General features: G+C 53.1%; 25 protein-coding genes. 9 read left to right on the top strand and 16 right to left on the bottom strand.

What is annotated here, in order from left to right:
- Positions 1-282: 282 nt before the first annotated feature.
- The 5 genes from FD744_RS19390 to FD744_RS19370 all read right to left on the bottom strand — a co-directional run bounded on the left by FD744_RS19390 (position 283) and on the right by FD744_RS19370 (position 5,918).
- Positions 283-678: a polyketide cyclase gene (locus FD744_RS19390; RefSeq protein WP_160869018.1), complete on the bottom strand. Its 396-nt coding sequence runs from the start codon at positions 676-678 to the stop codon at positions 283-285.
- Between the two features lie 218 nt (positions 679-896).
- A complete protein-coding gene (locus tag FD744_RS19385) occupies positions 897-2,039 on the bottom strand; it encodes an alanine racemase (protein ID WP_373424437.1) in 1,143 nt (380 codons plus the stop codon).
- Positions 2,040-2,111: 72 nt separating this feature from the next.
- Complete coding sequence (locus tag FD744_RS19380) at positions 2,112-3,566, bottom strand: efflux transporter outer membrane subunit (protein ID WP_160869016.1); 1,455 nt, start codon at positions 3,564-3,566, stop codon at positions 2,112-2,114.
- Positions 3,567-3,705: 139 nt separating this feature from the next.
- On the bottom strand, positions 3,706-4,629 hold the full coding sequence (lpxP, locus tag FD744_RS19375) for a kdo(2)-lipid IV(A) palmitoleoyltransferase (protein ID WP_034823845.1): 924 nt from the start codon (positions 4,627-4,629) through the stop codon (positions 3,706-3,708).
- Between the two features lie 425 nt (positions 4,630-5,054).
- Positions 5,055-5,918, bottom strand: coding sequence for a YicC/YloC family endoribonuclease (locus FD744_RS19370; protein WP_045815725.1), 864 nt, complete (start codon positions 5,916-5,918; stop codon positions 5,055-5,057).
- 174 nt (positions 5,919-6,092) lie between these two features.
- Here FD744_RS19370 and FD744_RS19365 point away from each other — a divergent pair, with 174 nt between their 5' ends.
- Positions 6,093-6,536, top strand: coding sequence for a DUF3574 domain-containing protein (locus tag FD744_RS19365; protein WP_038649786.1), 444 nt, complete (start codon positions 6,093-6,095; stop codon positions 6,534-6,536).
- A gap of 67 nt (positions 6,537-6,603) precedes the next feature.
- Here the strand turns inward: FD744_RS19365 and FD744_RS19360 are convergent, their stop codons facing one another.
- A complete protein-coding gene (locus FD744_RS19360; protein WP_160869032.1) occupies positions 6,604-7,788 on the bottom strand; it encodes a NupC/NupG family nucleoside CNT transporter in 1,185 nt (394 codons plus the stop codon).
- Positions 7,789-7,934: 146 nt separating this feature from the next.
- On the opposite strand from FD744_RS19360, the gene rph reads away from it, so the two are divergent.
- Positions 7,935-8,651, top strand: coding sequence for a ribonuclease PH (rph, locus tag FD744_RS19355; RefSeq protein WP_034823841.1), 717 nt, complete (start codon positions 7,935-7,937; stop codon positions 8,649-8,651).
- Positions 8,652-8,700: 49 nt separating this feature from the next.
- Entirely contained in the window at positions 8,701-9,342 is a 642-nt protein-coding gene (pyrE, locus tag FD744_RS19350) for an orotate phosphoribosyltransferase (protein ID WP_034823839.1), read from the top strand.
- Positions 9,343-9,436: 94 nt separating this feature from the next.
- On the opposite strand, the gene slmA is transcribed toward pyrE, so the two are convergent.
- The 3 genes from slmA to coaBC all read right to left on the bottom strand — a co-directional run bounded on the left by slmA (position 9,437) and on the right by coaBC (position 11,805).
- Positions 9,437-10,033, bottom strand: a complete 597-nt coding sequence (gene slmA, locus FD744_RS19345) for a nucleoid occlusion factor SlmA (RefSeq protein ID WP_097119650.1) — start codon at positions 10,031-10,033, stop codon at positions 9,437-9,439.
- A 115-nt stretch (positions 10,034-10,148) separates the two neighbouring features.
- Positions 10,149-10,607: a dUTP diphosphatase gene (gene dut / locus FD744_RS19340; RefSeq protein WP_034823835.1), complete on the bottom strand. Its 459-nt coding sequence runs from the start codon at positions 10,605-10,607 to the stop codon at positions 10,149-10,151.
- A complete protein-coding gene (gene coaBC, locus FD744_RS19335; RefSeq protein ID WP_045833647.1) occupies positions 10,585-11,805 on the bottom strand; it encodes a bifunctional phosphopantothenoylcysteine decarboxylase/phosphopantothenate--cysteine ligase CoaBC in 1,221 nt (406 codons plus the stop codon). The genes dut and coaBC overlap by 23 nt, the downstream gene beginning before the upstream one ends.
- A gap of 189 nt (positions 11,806-11,994) precedes the next feature.
- Here coaBC and radC point away from each other — a divergent pair, with 189 nt between their 5' ends.
- The 4 genes from radC to mutM all read left to right on the top strand — a co-directional run bounded on the left by radC (position 11,995) and on the right by mutM (position 14,197).
- Positions 11,995-12,651 (top strand): DNA repair protein RadC, encoded by a 657-nt coding sequence (gene radC / locus FD744_RS19330; RefSeq protein WP_160869015.1) that lies wholly within the window; start codon positions 11,995-11,997, stop codon positions 12,649-12,651.
- A gap of 243 nt (positions 12,652-12,894) precedes the next feature.
- A complete protein-coding gene (gene rpmB / locus FD744_RS19325; protein ID WP_007885297.1) occupies positions 12,895-13,131 on the top strand; it encodes a 50S ribosomal protein L28 in 237 nt (78 codons plus the stop codon).
- 18 nt (positions 13,132-13,149) lie between these two features.
- On the top strand, positions 13,150-13,317 hold the full coding sequence (gene rpmG / locus FD744_RS19320) for a 50S ribosomal protein L33 (RefSeq protein ID WP_001051798.1): 168 nt from the start codon (positions 13,150-13,152) through the stop codon (positions 13,315-13,317).
- A 70-nt stretch (positions 13,318-13,387) separates the two neighbouring features.
- Positions 13,388-14,197 (top strand): bifunctional DNA-formamidopyrimidine glycosylase/DNA-(apurinic or apyrimidinic site) lyase, encoded by an 810-nt coding sequence (mutM, locus tag FD744_RS19315; RefSeq protein ID WP_160869014.1) that lies wholly within the window; start codon positions 13,388-13,390, stop codon positions 14,195-14,197.
- On the opposite strand, the gene coaD is transcribed toward mutM, so the two are convergent.
- The 6 genes from coaD to FD744_RS19285 all read right to left on the bottom strand — a co-directional run bounded on the left by coaD (position 14,198) and on the right by FD744_RS19285 (position 20,085).
- Entirely contained in the window at positions 14,198-14,683 is a 486-nt protein-coding gene (gene coaD, locus FD744_RS19310) for a pantetheine-phosphate adenylyltransferase (RefSeq protein WP_160869013.1), read from the bottom strand.
- Positions 14,680-15,456, bottom strand: a complete 777-nt coding sequence (locus tag FD744_RS19305) for a glycosyltransferase family 2 protein (protein WP_097119656.1) — start codon at positions 15,454-15,456, stop codon at positions 14,680-14,682. The genes coaD and FD744_RS19305 overlap by 4 nt, the downstream gene beginning before the upstream one ends.
- A gap of 3 nt (positions 15,457-15,459) precedes the next feature.
- Entirely contained in the window at positions 15,460-16,734 is a 1,275-nt protein-coding gene (gene waaA / locus FD744_RS19300) for a lipid IV(A) 3-deoxy-D-manno-octulosonic acid transferase (protein WP_160869012.1), read from the bottom strand.
- Positions 16,735-16,819: 85 nt separating this feature from the next.
- Positions 16,820-17,953 carry a glycosyltransferase family 4 protein gene (locus FD744_RS19295; RefSeq protein ID WP_160869011.1) on the bottom strand — a complete coding sequence of 378 codons (1,134 nt, stop codon included), beginning with the start codon at positions 17,951-17,953 and terminating at the stop codon, positions 16,820-16,822.
- Positions 17,946-19,022 carry a putative lipopolysaccharide heptosyltransferase III gene (rfaQ, locus tag FD744_RS19290; RefSeq protein WP_160869010.1) on the bottom strand — a complete coding sequence of 359 codons (1,077 nt, stop codon included), beginning with the start codon at positions 19,020-19,022 and terminating at the stop codon, positions 17,946-17,948. Before rfaQ ends, FD744_RS19295 begins: the two co-directional genes overlap by 8 nt.
- A 73-nt stretch (positions 19,023-19,095) precedes the next feature.
- Positions 19,096-20,085, bottom strand: coding sequence for a glycosyltransferase (locus FD744_RS19285; protein WP_160869009.1), 990 nt, complete (start codon positions 20,083-20,085; stop codon positions 19,096-19,098).
- Between the two features lie 177 nt (positions 20,086-20,262).
- On the opposite strand from FD744_RS19285, the gene FD744_RS19280 reads away from it, so the two are divergent.
- Positions 20,263-21,294, top strand: coding sequence for a glycosyltransferase family 9 protein (locus tag FD744_RS19280; RefSeq protein WP_160869008.1), 1,032 nt, complete (start codon positions 20,263-20,265; stop codon positions 21,292-21,294).
- On the opposite strand, the gene FD744_RS19275 is transcribed toward FD744_RS19280, so the two are convergent.
- On the bottom strand, positions 21,269-22,240 hold the full coding sequence (locus FD744_RS19275) for a polysaccharide deacetylase family protein (protein ID WP_160869007.1): 972 nt from the start codon (positions 22,238-22,240) through the stop codon (positions 21,269-21,271). The two genes, FD744_RS19280 and FD744_RS19275, sit on opposite strands and share 26 nt — an antisense overlap.
- 186 nt (positions 22,241-22,426) lie before the next feature.
- Here FD744_RS19275 and FD744_RS19270 point away from each other — a divergent pair, with 186 nt between their 5' ends.
- On the top strand, positions 22,427-23,509 hold the full coding sequence (locus FD744_RS19270) for a glycosyltransferase (RefSeq protein WP_160869031.1): 1,083 nt from the start codon (positions 22,427-22,429) through the stop codon (positions 23,507-23,509).
- Positions 23,510-23,529: the final 20 nt, after the last annotated feature.

Raw genomic sequence — 23,529 nt, 5'->3', positions numbered from 1 at the left:
GAGCGATTAATAAGTCCTGTTAGACATTTTGATCGGCGATTAAACAAGCCATTTGAATAAGTAAGAAAAAACACCGATAAATCAGAGGGGCTAAGACTTAGGAGGCGTGCTTTCACCAGGAGTTTTCCTGGTGAGAAGACTTTAGCCAGACTGGTGATTAGCACGAAAAGCAACAGGTATTATCGTTAAACAGTTAAACGCTATTGCGTAGAAAAAGATGACTTTTTTATTGATTGCTTCCAGCGAAAGTTAAAGCAGTACGATTTTTATAATGCATTGATTCTAATGAGTTAACAGGTGGAGAAGTTGATCCAGGTCGCGTTTTACCCAGTCAACGTCCTGAGCAAATTTTTCATCAGACATAAGGGGTTGGCGATAAACCACCATCACCACTTCCGCTCCCTTTTCGTTAGCAATCACGCGCATCGGCATATAAATCTCCTTACCGCTGCCGGTATCGATCCAATGATCCATGACGCCAAAGGGGTTGTGTGGCGTGAAGCGGATTTTCACTGAACCTTCAGGTCCTTTGACTTTCCAGTAGTTACCCTCTTGCGTGAGCGTACTGGCACTTAGCCCACTGGCCCATTTGGCAAAGCATTCAGGTTTCCAGATGGTTTCATATAAATCTAACCAGTTGCGGGGAATGGTCAGCGTGACTGTCTGAGATGGCAGCATGGAACCTCCGTTAGGCGAATGAAAGGCAGGGAATCCGTAAGGGTGGCTTCTGGAGATGAATGATGGCCGCCACAGTAAAATGGCGGTCTTAAGGCCGTACCCTACAGAATGATGAGACTGCCTACAGCAAAGAGTACCTTAACTGAAGGGGATTCCGCTGCAAATGGCAGGATAGTGGAAGTGTGCTGCAACAGAGGTTTCCAGTAAAAATCCTGCTATCAGATAAACTTGCCGCGTCCCTGAATATCCTTCGTCTCTGCTGTACCGTCCTGATGGCGTAAAACGAAGCGGTCAGATTGAGCCACTACCGCGCAGCTGTGATTGGGGAAGATGCGTAGCAGAGCCCCAAGCGCCGGAGCATGATCTCCGTATTGCAGAAAGCCATGCTCTTCCGAAAGTTTCAGAACTTCGTATTGGTTGCCCTGCTCATCAACGGCGATACCGAAACCGCTGGCGTTAGTGCCGTGTGGACCCTTATCAGAGCTGAGCATCTTGGAGCCGGCATCAATAATCGCGAAATGCGGATTCACCGCCACTACACGCGTTACCACGCTGAGTGCCAGTGCATCGGGCGTGCACAGCCCCAGGCGCCAGGCGGTAAGATCCAGCAGCGCATAATTTCCCGGACGAATTTCGTCGCTGCCTTCAGCCACGGGCGCGGCCAGGGCTGTAGGCGTGGAGCCAACAGAAATGCGGCATCGCGCAAAGCCTGCAGCGATCAATTGCTGCTGAACCTGGTTCATTAAAATGATTTCTTGCTGTGCAACTTCAGCGATAGCCTCGGCATGACCCGCGCCGTAAGCATGGCCGGCGTGCGAAACCAGTCCGGCAAAAGTCAATCCCGCTGCTTTAATCTGCTGCGCCAATGCCACGGCTTCACCGCTGTGTGGATCCACTCCCACGCGATGCAATCCCACATCGACTTTGATGGCGATGGACAACTCACTGGCAGGCTGCTGGCGATGCGCTTGAGCGATGGCTGTGACGCCGAGAGCACAGTCGGCAATACAGGTGACACGCGCCTGATATTGCACGGCGACAGCCAGTAATTCAGTGAGTGTATCGGCGTGAACAACGGGATAAGCCAGCAGCAAATCGCGCTCCCCACCGAGGATAAAGGCAACACCCTCACTAGGTTTTGACACGGTAATACCACGCGCACCTAACTGGCGTTGCTGTTCGGCAATCCAGACACTTTTATGCGTTTTGATATGTGGACGCAGCGTGACACCTGCGGCATCGGCTTTTTGCTGCATGTGTTGCAGATTGCGTTGCAGGTGTGTCGCATCAATTTCGAGGTAAGGCGTCAGTCGGTCAGCGATAAGCGGGCGTAACCAGCCGGCATTGGCATTCTGTTCCATCATGATAGTCCGCAGAGTATTCCAGGTGCGGACTATCATTCATTAATGTACGGCAGAATGCCAGCCGTCAGCTTATCCCTTCACTGAAGTGTCAGTGTTCTGGAATCCGCCGCCCAGGTCTTCAATTAATACCACTGCCAGATTGATCTGCTGCGCCTGCAACGCCACCAGTTTCTGATCGGACTCGATGAGTTGGTTCTGAATGGTTAGCACATCAAGGTACGGACGCAATCCTGCGGTGTATTCACGGTTTAAATCATCCCATGCGCTATGAATGAGTTGATTCGCGCTCTGCTGCTGCGCCAGCTGATCCTGAATCGACTGCAGTTGCGTTATGGTATCGCTGATATTCCCCAGGGAACCAATCAGCAGCTTGTTGTACTGCGCGACAGCCAGATCATAGTTAGCGTCACTTTCCGCTAAATCGGCGCGGCGCTTGCCGGCATCGAAGATCGGCAGAGACAGACTTGGACCCACGTTAAAGAATCGGCTGGGTGCACCGAAAAATGCATCGCCGAGCAGTGAACGGGTACCGGCTTCCGCCACCAGGTTGATGTTGGGATAGAACTCGGTTTTCGTTGCGGCAATTTGTTTTGATGCTGCTTCTACGCGCCAGCGTGCTGCCACCACATCCGGGCGACGACCCAGTAGCTCCGCCGGAATATTACCCGGCAGCGTGGCGGCAATGGGGACATCCATTTTCGCCGCTTTCAGTTGGTGCCAGTAATCCGGCCCTTTACCAATTAGCGTGGAAAGTTGAATGCCAGCATCGGTGACATTCTGTTTGGCTTCGGTCAGGGTGGCTTCAGCGGTTTTTTGCTGCGATAACGCCTGCTTGTATTGATAGTCGGACGTCAAACCGGCGCTGACATACTGCTGCTGAATTTTGGCGATGCCACTGGAACGGTCGGCATTCTGTTTTGCCAGTTCAGCGTTCGACCAGGCCAGGTTGAGGTTATTCCAGGCGCGCGTCACGTTGACGGCGAGCGTCAACTGGCTGGCCTGGCGATCCAACTCACTGGCGCGCGCCTGACCTAGCGCGGCTTCTGCTGCATCTTTCTTACCGCCCCACAGGTCAAAGGTGTAGCTCATGCCGATATTGGCCGTGCGCAGCGTGCTGTAGCTTTTACCTTGCAGAAGCGGGTCGTCGACTTTTGCCACACGGGAACGCGTGATCCCGGCATTAAGATCCACATCGGGATAGCGCTCAGCCTCGGCGGCAATGACCTGCGCATTGGCTTTGTCTGCCTGCGCGTTCACCACCTGCAAATCCGGGCTTGAAGTCATAGCATCGGCAATGAGCCGATTCAGTTGTGGATCGTTAAATCCCTGCCACCATTCGGTTTTTGGCCAGTTTGCTGCGCTGAAATGCGCGCCGCTAAGGGATGCTTTGGCTTGCAGTGAGTTGGCATCAAGCAGTGAGTTATGAGGATGTAAGCCGTGCGGATTGGCACAACCGGTCAGCAGAGCGCTGGCCACGGCAAGCGCCAGCAGCGCGCGTGGTTTAGTGGTAAATTGCAGGTTCATGTTTTTGGTCAGAATAGAAGAGAGCAGACCATTACATGAGTCTGTGCAATTTTTGACAAACCTGTTTTTCGTTAAGAATGGTTGGTAAATGTGAGCAGTGCAGAAGGGGCAGCAGGCGAAGGCCTGCTGCATCAACAGATTAGACGTAAAGTGACGCTTCACCCGGTGGGCGAGTTTTAAAGCGGCGGTGCAGCCATAAGTACTGCTCAGGTGCGCGCAGGATCTCTTTCTCGATCACTTTATTCATGTAAGCCGCGGCAGCCGCTTCATCTTCATACGGATAGTTTTGCAACTCCGGTTGAATGATGAGCTGATAACCGCTCTTATCGCTGTTGCGGATCAGCACTATCGTTAGCATGGCCGGTTTAGCCAGACGCGATAATACGAAGGTGCCATTGGTGGTAGCCGCTTTTTCGACAGCAAACAGCGGAGCGAACACGCTGCCTTTCGGGCCGTAATCCTGATCTGGCGCGAACCAGACGGCTTCGCCCTGTTTCAATGCCTGCACCATACCGCGCAGATCGCGACGATCAATCATCGCCTTATTCGATCGCATACGACCTTTTGTCTGCGCCCACTCCATTGCCTGATTATTGTGAGGGCGATACATCGCCATCATTGGCTGGCACAGTCCGGTAATGCGGCCACCCAGCTCAAGCGACATGAAATGCACACCAATCGCCATCACGCCGCGATGGTTTTGCTGCGCATTTTGCAGGTTGTGAAGGCCTTCAACCTGGAAATAACGGCGGACGCGCGCATCCGACCAGAACCAGGCAATACCGGTTTCTGCCAGCGCCATACCAAGGGATTCAAAGTTACCGGCGATCAATACCTCTTTATCTTCCTCATTGATATGCGGGAAGCAGAGTTCAATATTGCGGCGGGTAATACGCTCACGACGCTTCAGAAAGTGACGCGACAGCTTGCCGGCAGAGGCGCCAAGCCGAATTAAAATAGGATAGGGAAGCTGCACCAGCAGCCACAGCACACCCAGCCCAAACCAGGTAAACCAGTAGCGGGGATGCAAAAGTTTAGAATTGAACTGCCCGTTTTTCTTCATAACGCCTTCAGGGAAAGAGTGGGGTGTATCGCACAAAGAAGGGTGTCCATGAATTCCTGGCGGTACGGCTGTGTTAATTACGACCAGTAGATTAGCAAATAGTGCCCTCAAAGAAACGTAATCTCTGCAATCTTTAGGATTGAGAGGTTTCATTGAGGAAGCGTATTTTCAACGGAAGATTCATGGAATGAAAATAAATAATTGATGATAAACAACAACATAATTTCTTACTGTGATAGTCCATAAGGTTGATTCACAGTCATGTTTGGTCAGCCATTGACATGCATCATCATCAAAGCTTTCACAATCTTTACATTGCAAAGTCTGCAAATTGGTCTAAAGGATAAACGAAACGTACTGGGCATGCTGAGTGGGCAAAAAAGCCCGGATCACCGGGCTTTTTTTAACACCAGCCGAATGAGGTGTTATTCGATGTTTTGAATCTGCTCGCGCATCTGCTCAATCAATACCTTCAGCTCAATAGCTGACGCCGTGATATCGGCATTGATCGACTTAGAGGCCAGTGTGTTCGACTCACGATTGAACTCTTGCATCATAAAGTCGAGACGGCGACCAACCGCTTCTTTTTTCTTCAGAATGTTGTAGGTTTCTTTGACGTGCGCATCCAGACGATCCAGCTCTTCCGCCACATCAATGCGCTGCGCCATCATGACGAGTTCTTGCTCAAGGCGCGTATTTTCCAGCTGTACTTCCGCTTCTTCCAGTTTGCTGACCAGACGTTCACGCTGCCACTTCACCACTTCAGGCATCTGCGCACGCACTTTGCTGACTTCCAGCGACACGCCTTCTAAACGCTGCTCAATCAGGGTTTTGAGCGCAGTGCCTTCGCTTTCACGAGCAATGATGAAGTCATCCAGTGCGCCGTCGAGTGCGGTCAGCAGTTCGGTATTGATAGCATCCAGATCCTGTTCCTGAGCTGACATCACGCCAGGCCAGCGCAGAATATCCAGTGGATTAATTGCGCCTTCGTCGGTTTGCATCTTCACCCAGTTGGCGGAGCGCACCAGCTGTTTCGCCAACGCCTCATTCAGTTGCAGCTCACCTTGCGCACTGGGGTCGGCATCAAAGCGCAGGTTGCACTCGATTTTACCGCGCGTTAGGCGATTACGGATACGCTCGCGAATCACCGGCTCCAGGCTACGAAATTGTTCCGGCAGACGGATGTAGGTTTCCAGATAGCGTTGGTTTACCGAACGGATTTCCCAGGCGGCGCTGCCCCAGTGGCCTTTTGCTTCGCGGCGGGCGTAGGCGGTCATGCTGCGGATCATAAGCTTGTACTCATTTTCAGGAATGTTCATCGCATTATAGTGATGGCAGCCAAACCATGATAGGCATAAGCGCAATGAGCTCACGCCGCGCGCAACTTTCGGTGAAAAGGATGACGTATCCACCTTTCACACCCTATGATGTCCTGTGTGATACCTAAACAGTCTGAGGCTATGATGCTGAATAAATTGGCGATGCCGTTGGCGTTCGTCTTCTTTCTGGCCGGATGCCAGACAACCGCTGCACCTCCTGAACAGATCCCACCGAATACCGCTCCTGTTGCTGTGTGCGGCTCAGGGGACATCATGATGCAAACCACTCTTTGGTTCGGGATGAACAAGCCGAAAGGCGGCGTCATCAGCAGCAGCGAATGGCAGCAATTTGTTGATAATGATGTCACGCCACGATTCAAAGATGGGCTTTCAGTGTATGACGGTAAAGGTCAGTGGCTGGGAGAGGGTGGAAAGCTGGCGCGTGAAAACAGCAAAGCGTTAATGCTGATACATCAGCCGGACCGTGCAAGTTCTGACAGCATCAATGCGCTGCGCGACATTTATAAAAAGCGCTTCGATCAGGAGTCGGTGATGCGTGTCGATTCGCTGGTGTGTGTCGCGTTCTAAAGCAGAACAGGGCCGCTTTGATGGGCGCGGCCCTGTATAGAGCGGCTAGCTGGCCGCTCCGCTGTGATTAAATGAACAATCCTGCAAACGCGGCTGACAGCAGGCTCACTAGCGTGGAACCATAAACCAGCTTCCAGCCAAAGCGCGATACCACATTGCCCTGGCGCTCATTCAGTCCTTTAATCGCTCCCGCCACGATGCCAATTGAGGCAAAGTTAGCAAAAGACACTAAAAACACGGACAGAATGCCGAGACCGCGCGGTGACATTCCCGCAGCGACTTTCTTCAGCTCAATCATGGCCACGAATTCATTGGCTACCAGTTTGGTCGCCATGATGCTTGCCGCTTGCAGGGCATCGGCAGAAGGAATGCCAATCAACCACGCAAACGGATAGAAGACATAGCCAAGCAGTTGCTGGAAGCTGTAGCCAAATACCGCGGCAAACAGAGCGTTAATGGCGGCGATCAGGGCGATAAATCCAATCAGCATCGCCAGAATAATCATCGCTACTTTAAAACCTGCCAGGATGTATTCGCCCAGCATCTCAAAGAAGCTCTGGTCTTCGTGCAGCTTATCCAGTGCAATGCGTTCTTCATTTTCCGGGCGTGTCGGGTTGATAATCGACAGGATAATGAAGGTACTGAACATATTCAGCAGCAGTGCGGCAACCACATATTTTGCATCAATCATCGACATGTAAGCACCGACAATCGATAGCGACACCGTCGACATCGCAGTTGCGGCCATGGTGTACATGCGCGGTGCGGAGATATCGCCGAGGATACCTTTATAGGCGATGAAGTTCTCCGATTGACCCAGAATCAGCGTACTCACGGCATTGAATGATTCAAGTTTGCCCATCCCGTTCACCTTCGACAGCAGGGTACCGACCAGACGAATCAACAACGGCAGAATACGCCAGTGCTGCAAGATGCCGATCAGGGCGGAAATGAACACAATCGGACAGAGCACGCCGAGGAAAATAAACGCCAGTCCCTGTTTCGCCATATTGCCGAACACAAAATCGGTACCTTGCGCAGCAAAGGTCAATAAGGTTTCGAAGAAGCCGCCGACAGCGGTCACCACAGACTGGCCGTCCGCAGAATGCAGGAAGAACCAACCTAGTGCCGCTTCAACCACCAGCAATTGAATAATAAAACGTGGGCGAATGAGTTTGCGGTCATGACTGACCAATAGCGCAAGGGCGAAGATCACCACCAGCGCCAGCAGGAAATGGAGTATTGCTGTCATCATTTGTCTTTTTATGAGAGGAAAGGGCGCATTTAGCCACAGCTGAGGCGAAATTTCATCCGGGAAAAGTGCCGCATGTAGGCAGGACAGCCGCGCACGAAGTCCGTATAATGCGCAGCCAAACCTAAGTAAGCCGGAGAGAAACCATGCGTCCAGCAGGCCGTAACGCATCTGAAGTGCGTCCCGTCACCCTCACTCGTCACTACACCAAACATGCAGAAGGATCCGTGCTGGTTGAGTTCGGTGAAACCAAAGTGCTGTGCACCGCCACCGTTGAAGAGGGTGTGCCACGTTTCCTCAAAGGCAAAGGTCAGGGCTGGGTCACTGCGGAATACGGCATGTTGCCGCGTTCCACCCACAGCCGTATGGCGCGCGAAGCGGCCAAAGGTAAGCAAGGTGGCCGTACGCTGGAGATTCAACGTCTGATTGCTCGCTCGCTGCGTGCCGCAGTGGATTTGGATGCGTTGGGCGAGTTCACCATCACACTGGACTGCGACGTGATTCAGGCCGACGGTGGCACGCGTACTGCATCGATTACCGGTGCATGCGTCGCGTTAGCCGATGCATTGAATGCGCTGGTTGCGGCGGGCAAGTTAAAAGCTAGCCCGTTGAAAGGCATGGTGGCGGCGATTTCGGTCGGTATCGTTGGCGGTGAAGCGCTGTGCGATCTGGAGTACGTTGAAGATTCTGCGGCTGAAACCGATATGAACGTCGTTATGACTGAAGATGGCCGCATGATTGAAGTGCAGGGCACCGCCGAAGGCGAGCCGTTCAGCCATGAGGAATTACTGCAGCTGCTGGCGCTGGCGCGAGGCGGCATTGAGCAGTTGATTCAGGCGCAAAAAGCAGCGCTAACAAATTGATCTAACAGGCGACCAGAGAGTCGCCTTTTCTTTATTTGAGGAGTGAGAAATGAAAGCCTGGCAGCGTCAGTTTATTGAATTCGCCCTGAACAAAGGGGTGCTGAAGTTTGGTGAGTTCACCCTGAAATCGGGTCGTAAAAGTCCATACTTCTTTAATGCCGGTTTATTCAATACCGGCCGTGACTTAGCGCTGCTGGGACGTTTCTATGCGCAGGCGCTGGTGGATGGCGGCGTTGATTTTGATCTGCTGTTTGGCCCGGCCTACAAAGGGATTCCGATTGCCACCACCACGGCCGTCGCACTGGCCGATCATCACGACCGCGATGTGCCTTACTGCTTCAATCGTAAAGAAGCCAAAGACCACGGTGAAGGCGGTTTGCTGGTCGGTAGCCCGCTGCAGGGTAAAGTGATGCTGGTGGATGATGTGATCACCGCGGGTACCGCTATTCGTGAATCGATGGACATCATCAGCGCGCACAATGCCACATTGGCGGGCGTCATGATTTCGCTGGATCGCCAGGAGCGCGGCCGTGGTGATATCTCCGCCATTCAGGAAGTGGAACGTGACTATCAGTGCAAGGTCACGGCGATCATTACGCTCGCGGAACTGATTGATTATCTGGAAGAGAAGCCGGAAATGGCAGACCATCTGGCGAAAGTGCGGGCGTATCGTAAAGAGTACGGTATTTAACACCGCGGCTTTATCACGGCCGCCATCGCTGGCGACCGGAGATGAACCAAGGTATTTTATCGCGCGCCCAATCATGGGCGCGCCTGATGAATCGCTACACTAACTGTGCCGCAATCAGTGGCCAGCGGCTGTCAAAATCAGTGGTTGGGCGATAGCGGAATTCAGATCGCACATAGCGTGAAAGCAATCCTTCACAGAACGCCAGCAACTGGCTCGCCAGCAGTGTTTCATCGGTCTGGAAACCTTCACCATCACGCATTTTCTTCTCGCGCATCACCTGACGCAGTTGCACCTCGATGCGTTCGAACAACTGGTTGATGCGCCCTTGCAGACGATCCTGTTCAAACATTAGCGCATGGCCGGTCAAAATGCGCGTCAGCCCCGGATTACGCTCACCAAATCCCAGAATCAGCTGCACGATTAAACGCAGTCGCGCGAGCGTTTCTTTCTCATCTTTCAGGATTAGATTGATGCGGGTAATCAGACTGTCTTCAATAAACTCGATCAGGCTGTCGAACATACGCGTTTTGCTCGGGAAGTGGCGGTAGAGTGCCGCTTCCGAAACGCCTACATTGGCTGCCAGCTTGGCGGTGGTGATTCGCTGACTGCCATCGCCCGACTCCAGCATTTGCGCTAGCGCCTGCAAAATCTCTTCGCGACGATTCCGTTTCGCGGCTTTTTTTTCTGCCATGACCTTCAAGACCCCTGAAATTCACCAAAAACAGGCAATACTGCCTCGTCAGCCACAAGCAGTTTGGCCCGTAGCGACGAGAGATAAAAAGATGGCTTGCGAAAAGTGTCGCGTGTTACTGACGACCAGAGTGGCCAAAACCGCCGGCGCCGCGATCGCTGGTGTCAAAATCTTCCACCAGGTTGAATTCGGCTTGTACCACCGGAACAAAGACCAGTTGTGCCAAACGGTCGCCAGGCTGCAGCGTAAAGCTATCCTGACCACGGTTCCAGACGGAGACCATCAGTTGGCCCTGATAATCGGAGTCGATTAAGCCCACCAGGTTGCCCAGCACGATTCCATGCTTATGGCCCAGACCTGAGCGGGGCAAAATCACAGCGGCCAGCGCAGGGTCAGCAATGTGAATCGCCAGACCAGTTGGCACCAGCGTGGTCATGCCTGGCGAGATCTCCAGTGCACCATCAAGGCAAGCACGCAGATCGAGACCCGCAGAACCCGAGGTGGCATAAGTTGGCAGTGGGAATTCGTTACCCACGCGCGCATCCAGAATTTTAACGTCGATTTTTTTCATCATAACGGCTGACAATCTCGTCTATTAATTGTTGGCCAAGGAGCGTCTTATCACTGAGCGGTAAGACTTTCTCTCCTTCCTGCCAAAAAAGGTGAAGAGCATTGGTGTCGCTATTGAATCCCTGTCCTGCCTGCGCCACATCGTTCGCGCAGATCAGGTCCAGATTTTTTCGCACCCGTTTTTGCCGCGCGTATTCTTCCACATTCTGGGTTTCGGCAGCAAATCCCACCACATAAGGGCGATGTTTCTGTAATGCCGCTACGCCTGCGACAATATCCGGGTTCTTCACCAACTGCAGCGTGACGTTATCATCGCCACCCTGTTTTTTGATTTTCTCTGCGGCAATGTTTGCCGCCCGGTAGTCTGCCACGGCAGCGCTGGCAATGAAAATATGTTGTTGGCTGATTTGCGCCATCACCGCCGCTTCCATTTCCAGTGCACTCCCCACATCAACGCGCGTGACGCCAGCGGGCGTAGGCAGTGTGACCGGGCCCGCCACCAGTGTCACCGTTGCGCCACGTTTTGCGGCGGCGGCGGCAATGGCGAATCCCATTTTACCGGAGCTGTGATTGCTAATGTAACGAACCGGGTCCAGCGCCTCACGGGTTGGGCCGGCGGTGATCATAATGTTGAGATGTTGCAGATCGTTGACGGGCGCGGCCCACTCCAGCGCATGAGCGACAATTGCCAGCGGATCAAGCATGCGGCCGGGGCCCACATCGCCGCAGGCCTGGCTGCCGCTGTCTGGCCCCCAAATCAGAACGCCTCGCTGATTTAGACGCTGAAGATTTTCCTGGGTAATCGGCGCGCGGTACATCTGTTGGTTCATGGCCGGCACGATCGCCAGAGGTGCTGCGCTGGCGAGGCAGGCGGTGGTCACCAAATCGTTAGCCATCCCTGCCGTGATGCGTGCAATCAAATCGGCGGTCGCGGGGGCCAGCACAATCAGATCAGCCCATTTCGCCAGCTCGATATGGCCCATAGCGGCTTCAGCGGCAGGGTCGAGTAAATCATCCAGCACCGGATATCCGGAAACGGCTTGTAAGCTGAGCGGAGTGATAAAGGCTTTCGCTGCATCAGTCATCATGACACGCACCTCTGCGCCACGATCGCGCAGACGACGAACCAACTCGGGTGTTTTATAAGCAGCAATACCGCCGCTGACGCCGAGCAGAATTTTTTTTCCGGCTAATCCCGTCATGTTCTTTGCCTCAACTCAAAACGGATTGCCGCTGTGATGCGGCAGATGCAGGCAACTTTATCACAAAATCCATCGACCGCCTTTTCACGGCCTGCGCCCTTTGCGAGATGGCTCTGAAATCGCGACCGGCTTGCTGGTATGCCTCCTGACAAATACGCACAATTGCCTTGCCCCAGCAAGGAGAATGTCATGACGGAACTGGCCCCACGAGAAAAACTGGCCATCACAGGCGCAGAATCATTGAGCGATGCAGAACTGTTAGCGATTTTTTTGCGCACCGGCAGCCACGGTATTCCGGTGATGGCGCTGGCGCGACAAATGCTTAACGAGTTTGGCTCGCTATATCGCATCATGACCGCAAATGAAATAGAACTGAGCGTGATTAAAGGCGTAGGCACGGCCAAAATTACCCAACTGCATGCAGTGGCTGAACTGGGGCGACGTTTTTTCGCCAGTCAGCTGGCGCGAGAAAATGTGATGGAGAATCCACAGGTGACAAGGCATTACTTGCAAAGCGTGCTGGCGCATCAGGAGCGAGAGGTTTTTATGGCGTTATTCCTGGATAATCAGCATCGGGTTTTGCAGGCGCAAAAGATGTTTACCGGCAGTATTGCCAGTGTCGAAGTGCATCCACGTGAAATTGTGCGCGAAGCGTTAAAACTCAACGCGGCCGCCGTGATTTTGGCGCATAATCATCCTTCCGGCATAGCCGAGCCCAGTCGCGCCGATCGTGATATTACCGGTAAAGTCGGGCAGGCTTGCGCGCTGCTGAATATTCGCTTACTTGATCATTTGGTGATCGGTCACGGCGAGTATACCTCCTTCGCTGAGCGCGGTTGGCTGTAAAATAACCATCCGATTGCGCAGAAATGATGCATTTTCGCGCGATCCATCGGGATCTTTATTTGTTCGGGACTTGAGCACTTGGGCTGAGCGGCGTATACTACGCCACCTTTGAGAATCTCGGGTTTGGCGTTTGGGCCAGCTTAGCGGGTTCACATGGAACTCGCTTGGGCGGGCTAAGGCCTGACGAGGCGGCCAAAACCTAGTTTTTAAAGCTCGAGCTGATTTGATTTTTGGAGAATAGAAATGTCACGAGTCTGCCAGGTAACTGGAAAGCGTCCGGTAACGGGTAACAACCGTTCCCACGCAATGAACGCGACGAAACGCCGTTTCCTGCCGAACCTGCACTCTCACCGTTTCTGGGTTGAGAGCGAAAAGCGCTTCGTTACTCTGCGTGTATCTGCTAAAGGTATGCGTGTTATTGATAAAAAGGGCATTGATACGGTTCTGACCGAAATCCGCGCCCGTGGTGAGAAGTACTAAGTACTAAGGAATTGAATCATGGCTAAAGGTATTCGTGAGAAGATCAAGCTGGTTTCCTCTGCTGGTACAGGTCACTTCTATACCACCACGAAGAACAAACGTACTAAACCAGAGAAACTGGAACTGAAAAAGTTCGATCCGGTTGTACGTCAGCACGTGATCTACAAAGAAGCCAAAATTAAGTAATTTTGGTGTTCTTGCGAAAAACCCGGCTTCGGCCGGGTTTTTTGTTTCTGCGATTTGTTGAGGAGATGACATGCCTGAATTACCAGAGGTAGAAACCAGCCGACGTGGTATTGAGCCACATATGGTGGGCGCAACGATTTTGCATGCGATTGTGCGTAATTCACGCCTGCGCTGGCCGGTCTCGCACGAAATTCATGCGCTGAGCGACCAACCAGTGTTGAGCGTGCAACGGCGCGCAAAATACCTGCTGCTGGAACTGCCACATGGCTGGATCATCATTCACCTCGGCATGTCTGGCAGTTTACGCATGTTACCGGGTGAGCAACCCGCGGCTAAGCACGACCACGTCGATTTGGTGATGAGCAACGGCAAGGTGCTGCGTTACACCGACCCACGTCGCTTTGGTGCATGGCTGTGGGCCTCTGAGCTTGAAGGCAGCAGCGTACTGGCACATCTCGGTCCTGAACCGCTCAGCAGCGAATTCGATGGTGCTTATCTGTTTGATAAGTCACGTGGAAAGCGCACGGTCATTAAACAGTGGCTGATGGATAACAAAGTGGTGGTCGGCGTTGGCAACATTTACGCCAGCGAATCTCTGTTTACCGCCGGGATCTTACCCGATCGATCGGCGATGAGTTTGAGTCGTGATGAGGCGGAGTTGATGGTCGCGACGATCAAGGCCGTATTACTGCGTTCGATTGAGCAGGGTGGCACCACGCTGCGTGATTTCCTGCAAACCGATGGCAAGCCCGGCTACTTTGCCCAGGAATTGCAGGTTTATGGTCGCACGGGCGAACCCTGCCGTGCATGCGGTACGCCGATCGTCAGCGGTAAACACGGCCAGCGCAGCACCTTTTGGTGCCCACGCTGTCAGCATTAATCAGGGCTGCGTCAGCTTGGTCAGCAGTGCCTGATGCACCACGGCAGGCAGAAATGCCTGCACATCACCGTGATGACGTGCAACTTCCTTCACCAGCGACGATGATACAAACGAGAACCCTTCGGAAGGCATCAGAAACACGCTTTCCAGCGTAGGCAACAGGTGACGATTCATCTGCGCCAGCTGCAGTTCATATTCGAAATCTGACACCGCACGCAATCCCCGCACCAGCACATTGGCATTTTGCGCTTTGGCGAAGTTCGCCATCAAATCGCTAAAACCCAAAACTTCAACATTGGCTAAGTGCTGAGTAGCCTGCCGTGCCAAATCCACGCGCTCATCGAGTGTAAACAGCGGCTTTTTGCTGGGGCTGGCGGCAATAGCAACCACGATGCGATCAAACATCTGCGCCGCGCGCGTCACAATATCCACATGGCCCAACGTGATGGGATCGAACGTGCCGGGATAAATCGCTTTGGTGCTCATACGCGACCTTGTGTTGAGGTGTGATGCAGCGCCCAGAGCGCTGAGTATTTGTTAAAGGTGTATTGCGCGTTGACGACGGCCAGAATCCAGCCCTGCTTGCCGTCGAGGAATCCGGCGCGCAGCAGCAACGTCTTAAGGAATGCGCCTAACGTGTGGCTGAAAATCGAGAAGATGCCACAACGCTTGCCTCGCTGAAAACGTTCTTGCGCCCAGGCTTCGGCATAATTCATCTGTTTACGTTGGAAAGCAATCAAATCGCGGCAGGTGAGATGCTGGAGATCGCCTGGTAACGTCACCACCGGTGCGCCCTGAGTTTCCAGCGATTCGTGCACCAGATTGTCATTGTAATTGAGTACGCGAGGATAGAGGCGCATCACGCGATCCGGATACCAGCCACTATGGCGCATAAAGCGGCCAAGGAACAAATTGCTGCGTCCCAGGCAATAAACAGTATCAGAGGGTGGTTGCTCCAGTACGTTTTCAATCGCGCGGCGTAACTCGGGCGTGACACGCTCATCGGCATCCAGCATCAGAATCATATCGCCGCTTGCATGGGCTTGTGCACGCTGGCGCTGCTTGCCAAAGCCCGCCCAGCCTTCAGCCTGATGCACCTGCGCGCCGTGCGCGCGGGCCACTGCTACTGTGTTATCCTGGCTGCCTGAATCCAGCAGCACAATCTCATCTGCCCAGCTCACTGAGGCCAGCGCCTCCGGCAGCAATTCAGCTTCGTTTTTGGCGATCATCACCACGGAAAGACGTTGGCGTTGTGGCATGCGTTAATGAGCTCGTGGCGGCAAATGTGGTTCGAGTAACTGTAGCAGACGCTGCAATGCGCCCTGATTTTGATGCAGCACTTCGACTGCGTGGCGGCCGTAATAGCGGCGGTAATCATCATCCTGCAGCAGGTTGGCCACCTGTTTCTCCAGCGAAACCACGTCCGTGACGGTGATCAGGCCTTCTGCCTGCTGCAATTTGGCGCAGATATATTTGAAGTTCCAGATATGCGGCCCCATCAGCACCGGAATGGCATGGGCAGCGGGTTCCAGCGGATTATGACCGCCGCGTTCTACCAAACTGCCACCAACAAAGGCGATATCGGCGATGCCGTACAGCAGCATTAATTCACCCATGGTGTCGCCAATCACGACCTGCGTTGCGCCAGACGGAATTTCACCGCTGCTACGCAGAGTGAAACTGAAACCGCGCTTTTGCGTCAGTTCACAGGCATCTTTGAAACGTTCAGGATGGCGTGGCACCAGAATCAGCATCAGATCGGGGAACTGTTGCAGCAGACGACGATGCGCATCAAGGATGATGGTCTCTTCGCCTTCGTGCGTGCTGGTCGCGATCCACACCGGGCGGCGCGATGCCCATTGACGGCGCAGGGTGACCGCACGGGCCGCCAATTCCGGCGTTACAGAGATATCAAATTTCAGGCTACCGGTGACGGCGAGATGCGTTCGTTTAAGGCCGAGGCTGAGGAATCGCTCAGCATCCTCGTTGTTCTGCGCTGCTATCAGCGTAATGCGCTGCAGCAAATCACGCATAAAGCCACCGAGTTTTTTATAGCCTTTGGCCGAACGCTCTGACAGACGGGCATTGGCAATGACCAGCGGAATTTGGCGCTGATGCAGAATACGGATGATGTTCGGCCACAACTCGGTCTCCATGATGATCACCAGACGAGGATCAACGGTATCAAGGAAACGGTTAATCGAACCGGGCAAATCATAGGGCAGATAGACATGATGCACATCTTTACCAAACGCGGACTGAGCGCGTTCGGAACCGGTTGGCGTCATGGTAGTCACGGTGATCGGCAGAGTAGGATAGCGATGGCGCAATGCGCGTACCAGCGGCACGGCGGCCAGTGTTTCACCCACAGAAACCGAATGCAGCACAATGCCGTGCGGTTCAACTTTGCCCACACAGTAGCCGTAGCGTTCCGCCCAGCGTTTACGATAGGCCGGTGCTTTTCGACCGCGCAGCCACAGGCGCAGCCAGATCAGTGGCTGTATTAAATAGAGCAGGGCTGTGTATAGAGTTGTCATAGTTATCGTTACGACAGATTCGCGTCAAAAAACACATGAAAGGCGGCATGTTATCAGAAACTGACCGCCTGCTCATACCACTTCGTCAGCTGGTCTTCAGCACTTGCTGATAGAGTGAAGTCAGGGACTGCGCCAGTCGCTGCGGACCAAAAGGTTCGATTCTGCGGCGTGCGGCTTCTCCCATGGCAGAATTCTGCGAAAGTGCAGGTGTGGCGACAATGGCGTCATTTAATGCCTTGATATCCAATGCATCACAAACGAAGCCTTCCTGGCCGGCTTGAATAAATTCTGCGCCGCCACAGCCGGTGCTGGTAATCACGGCCAAACCGCAGGCCATCGCTTCAAGCACCACATTCGGAAAAGGATCATAAAGCGTGGGCAACAGTAAGGCGTCAGCGGCGTGATAATAGGGCTGCACATCCTGCTGCACGCCAACAAAGCGCAAGCGATCAAGGCAATTAAGCTGGTTAGCCAGCTGCTGATAGCGTGAAAGTTGTTTGTCCTGGCCAACCACAACCAGATAGCGATCGCTGTGGGCGAGTGCTTCAATGGCGGCTTTCAAGCCTTTGCGCTCAAAGCCTGAACCCACGTAGATCATCACCGTGGCATCCTGTGGCAGCGTCAATTGCTGGCGTATGGCGTAGCGCTGAGCTTCAGTTGCTGGCTGGAAACGTTGGCTATCGATGGCGTTGTGAATGACATGGATTTTGCTGGCATCTAGCGTGAAATGACGCAAAATATCTTGCTTAACCATCTCAGAATTACAGATCACTGCTTTTAAAGATGCTGCATTGAACATCTCTGCTTCAGCCTGCAAAACATAGCGATGATAAGGACTCAGGCTGGCGCTCAAGCGCTGCCAGGGTGAGACGATACGCGCACGTTGTTCCAGCCACACGCGATGGACGCCATCACCGGCGCGGAAAATATCGCAGCCCGCAATGCGTTCGTGGCTCTGCACGATATCGAACTTCTCACGTTCCCAACATGCACGTGCCGCGTGGGCAAAACCGCGTTCGCGCGATACGCGTCCAAATTTGGCGGGATTGCAGATGTGCAGATGCCAGGCTGGATTGGGTGTGCCCTGCCAGCTGCGTGTGATGATATTCAGATTGAGCTGCTCGCTGTCCAGTGCTTCCAGCGCCCGCGAGATGAAACGCTCGGCACCGCCATCCGGACGATATTTCTGCCGGACAATCGCCAGGCGTAACTTAGTCATGCAAAAAACTCCTGGCGGCGGCCACCACATCATCCACTGGAATGGCTGAGAGATAGCGCTGTTCTGTTTTGGTATCGATGTCGTCTGGCGAAGGCAACGGTGCATAATCACCGGCCCAGATCACGCGATTGTTTTCACCCCACGGACGCCAGTGTTGCAGTTTGGTGGGGCCAAACAGCGCAAGACAGGGCGTATCGAGTGCGGCGGCCATGTGCATGGGGGCAGAATCCACACCGATAAACAGCTGCGCGGCATCAATCAATGCCGCCAGTTGCGGCAATGAAAGCTGCCCGGCAAGTGAAACCACATTCTGGCTGTGGCACAGCGACTGAATGTGGGTAATCATTGCTTGCTCTTTCTGGTCTGGGGCAGCGGTAAGAACCAGGGTATGGCCATCAGCGGCGAGCGTATCAATCAGCTGCGCGACCTTTTCATCTTCCCAGCATTTGAATACCCAACGCGATGTTGGCTGTAACACGATAAACGGACCGCTGACCTTTTGCTGAACCAATGCATCCTGCACTTTCTGTTTATCTGCCGCACTAAAGTGCATTGAGGCTTTTGCACCTTCTGCGCTGATACCTAGCGGTTCAAGCGCCGCCATATTCTGCTCGACGGTGTGCAATTGATTATGTTTTTTTGTCGAAACCAGATAGTTATGGCACCAACGCCACAGGGCGTGATCACGCTTGGCGTAGGCAAAACCAATACGCACCGGCGCAGCTGAAAAACGTGTGATAATCGCGCTGCGCCATTGATCGGCGAGGTTAATGACCACGTCATAATGGCAGGCACGTACAGCTGAAAGCAGCGCCATCTCGTGGCGGAACTTCTGCCAGCCGCCCTCTTTTTTCCAGTTGCGGTCAATGATGTGCAACTGGCGAATAGCGGGGTGTGCTTCCAGCATCGGCCGCGTCTCTTTATACAACAGGACGTCGATGTTGGCGTTTGGATAGCGTTGACGGAGCGCATTGATAGCGGGCGTGGTCAGCAGCATATCGCCGTGATGGCGCAGCTTGATCAGCAGAATATTTTTCGGTGCAAATTGGACTGGAATCGGGCTTGCCATACTCAAATGATCTCAAATTTCAGTGAGCTGATTGTAGGGCAAACCCCTATAGGGCGAAAGCCAGCCGCGACGCTTATTTGTTACGCCAGCGATAAATCCGACTCAGCCATAACAGCAGTTGATACCACTGCCGCGCGCCGCGTGCATTCCGCAGCATACGTTTATGGGTTTGCGTGGCAAACAGATCCGCAATCATCGCCTGCCGTGCGCTCTCTTCCGGTTCACGGCGAATGGAATGGCAGACGCTGAGCGCTTCACGCGTAATTTGATAATGGAATGCGGGATAGATTTTAACTTTATTGCAATAGCGTGCATTGATCTCTTCCAGCATCTGCGCGATTTTCAGGTAATGGCGTTGATACTCGACATTTCGTTGACCGGTGCGTTTGCGGTTGCTGATGGAGGCATCGTGCAGGTAGTAGCGGTAGAGCATTTGATCGGTGTAGCGCACGCGTTTGGCGTTGAACATGAACTCTGTGGTCCAGGGAATATCCTGATGATGTAACCCCGGTTCGAAAGTGAGATTGTTTTGTTCAATCAGATCACGGCGATAAATACCCAGCCACACCACGTGCATGTATCGATGCGTCTGCAGTGCGGTGTTCAGCCATTCTGGGCCGCTCAATACATCGGTGCTGGTTAAGCGATCCAGAGGAATGAGCGGTTTGGTTGTTTGGCTGGCTTTGAAAAACCACTCCGCATTACACTGCGCGGCATCGAGATCGTCTCGCTCGGCCATCTCAACCAGTATTTGATACATGGTTGGGCTCATGGTGTCGTCTGCATCCGGGAATGTGACGTACTTGCCTTTTGCGACGGCTAATCCGGCATTGCGTGCCCGTGAGACGCCACCATTAGCCTGGTGAATAACCCGCACCTGAGAATATTGATGCGCATAAGCCTCAGCTCGTTCGCCTGAACCATCGGTGGAACCATCATCGACAATGATGATCTCGAGATCTGTCAGCGACTGCGCCAGTAGAGACTGCATAAACGTCTCGAACATCGCGCCAGCGTTGAACATGGGTGTAATGATGGAAAGTGCGGGATTATCAAGCGACATTGTTATTTATGGTTTTATGAATTATTTACGATTTTATAACGTTAATTATTGCTAAGAAATTCAGAACTTTTTGGACATTAATGGTCAAAAGTAGTTAGCTCGCTAGCATTTTTGCGCTTTTAGGAACGGTTCTGGCCGGAATGTTTGGCATCAATCCTTTTTACCCTGGGCATCAGTATGAAAAACATCCTTGTTATCCGACGCGATAACATTGGCGATATGGTGTGTACCACTCCACTGCTGGAAGGTTTGAAACGCACTTTTCCTGACGCAAAAATCACCCTACTGGTTAATAAGATTGCTCAGGATGTGGTGAGCCATAATCCTCACGTTGACCGTCTGTATGTCTACAAAAAAGCCAAACATCGCGGTAAGAACGAAACCACACTCGGTGTTTACTGGCAGCGCGTAAAAATCATGCTGGCACTGCGTAAAACGCGCTTTGATGCCACGATTTTGGCTAATCCGGTGCCGTGCAAATACAGCTTACGCCTGGCGAAAATGGCCGGCGCGCACAATATTATTGGCGCTGCTTTGCCCGACGTTCAGCTGGATCATCCGTTCCGTAAAAGAGATTTTCAGGGCAGCCATCAGGTCGAACATACCTTTTCTTATCTCTCTGCGTTGACTGACAGCCTGCCTGAAGTGCCATCTGTGAATCTTTATCTCGCAGATGCAGAACGTGAAGCGGCCAAAGCGCGTGTTGCACAAAGCTTTGCTTCAGCAGGCAGGGTCTATGGTGTGCACATCAGCAGCCGCAGTCCTAAGCGTCGCTGGCCGATAGCCAGTTATGCGGCATTTATCAATAAGCTGCTGGAAGATGAGCAGGCGCGCGTGCTGGTTTTTTGGTCGCCGCAGGGCACGCTGGATCCTCACGACAAAGGCGATGCGGCCCGTGCTGATGAGTTGATGGCGTTGGTCAATTCATCACGCGTAGCGCGCTATCCCACCGCATCGGTGCGGGAAGTCATCGCAGGCTTTGATTGCTGCGAGCAAATTTTGTGTAGCGATGGGGGGCAGATGCATCTCGCCGCCGGGCTGCATAAAAAGCAGGTGGTGTTCTTTGGCGATACCAATGCCAGTCTGTGGCATCCGTGGTCGGGCGAGTACCAGATTATGCAGACCGATTCCGGAGAATGTCGTGATATCTCACCGGAAACGGTCTGGCAGGCATGGCAGAAACTTAACGTGCGGACTGCTGTAGCTTAAAACTGTCGTGATATTCCGACAGAGTCTGGCCAACGAAACGGGGCGCTAACCAACTGAAGAGCGCCTCTAGATCCTCATAAAGCTGTTCGATATCGCGTTCGTTTTTAAACGTTGGGCTGCCGTCTGGCATGAACTCTGAGCTGTGCAGCATAAATTCAGTGTAATTGTTACCTTCTGCCAGTGACATTTCTACCACGCGCTGCATGTCCGAAAGATTACCGCCAGATGGACGCAACCAATGTACAGCAGGGCTTTTTTGCTTGCCGCGCAGTCGATACAGACTCTGTTTGAAGGTATTCATCAAAGGCGAGTATTTGTATTGAATACTCATAGGAATTTCGAGCAGTGAAGAGTTGCCGCTGCGTGAGATATCCTGCGGATCGATGAAATAAGGTTTGAACGGAAAATCTGTATAGTTTGTGCCGCCTTTACCCTGTGGTGCGCCGCGTGTGAAGGACCAGTTCACGCGCGGGGTAACGGAACAATCCACCTGATAGCCTAGTTCGGTGAGAATGGCGGCATAGCGTTCATCAAATGCCCAGCGCCCTGCACGATGGCTCAGCATTTTCGTCTGGAACTTTTCTTCCAACAGATCAGTCATATAAACGACTTTATCGCGCAGCACGGTATCCGGGTATTCGACCAGGAAAGGCTGCCAACGCCAGTCATCATCGGTGAGTGGAGCTTCTGGCGGACTGTTCCATGCATGCAGATGCATGCCAATCTCACCTTGTTTACGCGCGATGACATCTTTGCCGAATTCCACGAAAGCAGGATCCATCGCCATTTCATAGTTGGTCAGCCAGGTGGGTTTAAAACCATAACGCTCGCACAGGTCCTGAAAACGTGGCAGATAGCCGGTATTTTCGGTGGTGATTGAACGGTGATTGCGCCAAAGGTTGTCACCTTCAGTGTCAATGGTAATAAGGAACGCGTGCCGGGTCATGTTCGCCGCCTGAAGCCAATAAAATCGCAATGTTACGCTGAGCCATTCAGTGACGCAAAACTATTTGCCCGGGCAGGAAACAGGCGAAAAGCACGAAGGATCTGCGCTACTATCCTGGCCAGGACTGCAGGCAATCACATGTTATTTCATTCAGACAGGTAGAATATTTTGTCAAAACGCATACTCATGGTGATAGATGGATTGCCGGGCGGCGGCGCTGAAAAGGTGGTCCTGACGCTGGTCACCGGGATGCTGGCACAGGGGCACCGTGTATCACTTTTTTCCCTGCGACAAGTGTGCGAGTACCCCTTGCCGCAGGGAGTGGATTATCAGGTCATTCTGGACACCAATCGTCGACCCTGGCGCAAACTCACCGAGCTGAGTCGTCGAGCCCGTTTGCTGGACGAAGCAGTACAACAGGCGGAGAAAACGGCAGGTGAATTTGATCTTGTGGTGTCTCATCTGCACAAAACCGACCGTATCGTGCGTCGAAGTCGCGCGCTGGATGCGAAGAAAACCTGGTTCTGCCTGCATGGCGTGTTTTCAGCCTCCTATCTTGGGCATCGCACCGGATTATCACGCTGGTTAAAGGCGCGTAAAATCCAGCAGGTTTATCAGGGGCGTAACGTAGTCGGCGTTTCACCCGCCGTGCTGGAGGATTTAAAAGAGGCCTTTACTGTGAAGCTCACAGGCGAAGCGGTAATTGGCAATCCGTTCGATATTGCACTGATTCGGCAGTTGGCAGCAGAGGCCGCCGAAGTGCCTGAGTCTGGTTTTCTGGTGCATGTCGGGCGCTTCCACGAAACCAAACGGCATGACCGCCTGTTAAAGGCTTACGCATTAAGCAATATTCAGTTGCCGTTGGTGTTATTGGGGCAGGGATCGGCACAGCGTAAAGCCGCTTTAGAAGCCCAGGCACAAGCGCTAGGGATTGCCAATCGTGTTATTTTCCAGGGCTTTACACAAAATCCTTATGCATGGATCAGTCGGGCGGCAATGCTGATCGTCAGTTCGGATAGCGAGGGTTTTGGTAATGTGCTGATCGAAGCTGTATTGTGTGGCACGCCTGTTGTCAGTACGCGTTGTCCGGGTGGCCCGATGTGGCTGTTGCAAGGTGATTTAGCGCGCGGCCTGGCAGATCTCAATCCTGAATCGCTGGCAACAGCAATGTGTGACATTTATCAGCACCCGCCGTTGTTAGCAGCGGATGCCTTTGCCGAATTTGATACGGCGGCAATCTGTCAGCAATATCTGGCGCTGATTAAGTGAAGCCATGGGAGGCCCAAAAG

The organism is Pantoea sp. Taur (assembly GCF_009830025.1).
Classification (GTDB): domain Bacteria; phylum Pseudomonadota; class Gammaproteobacteria; order Enterobacterales; family Enterobacteriaceae; genus Pantoea; species Pantoea communis.
This window is presented reverse-complemented; position numbering and strand designations above follow the sequence as displayed.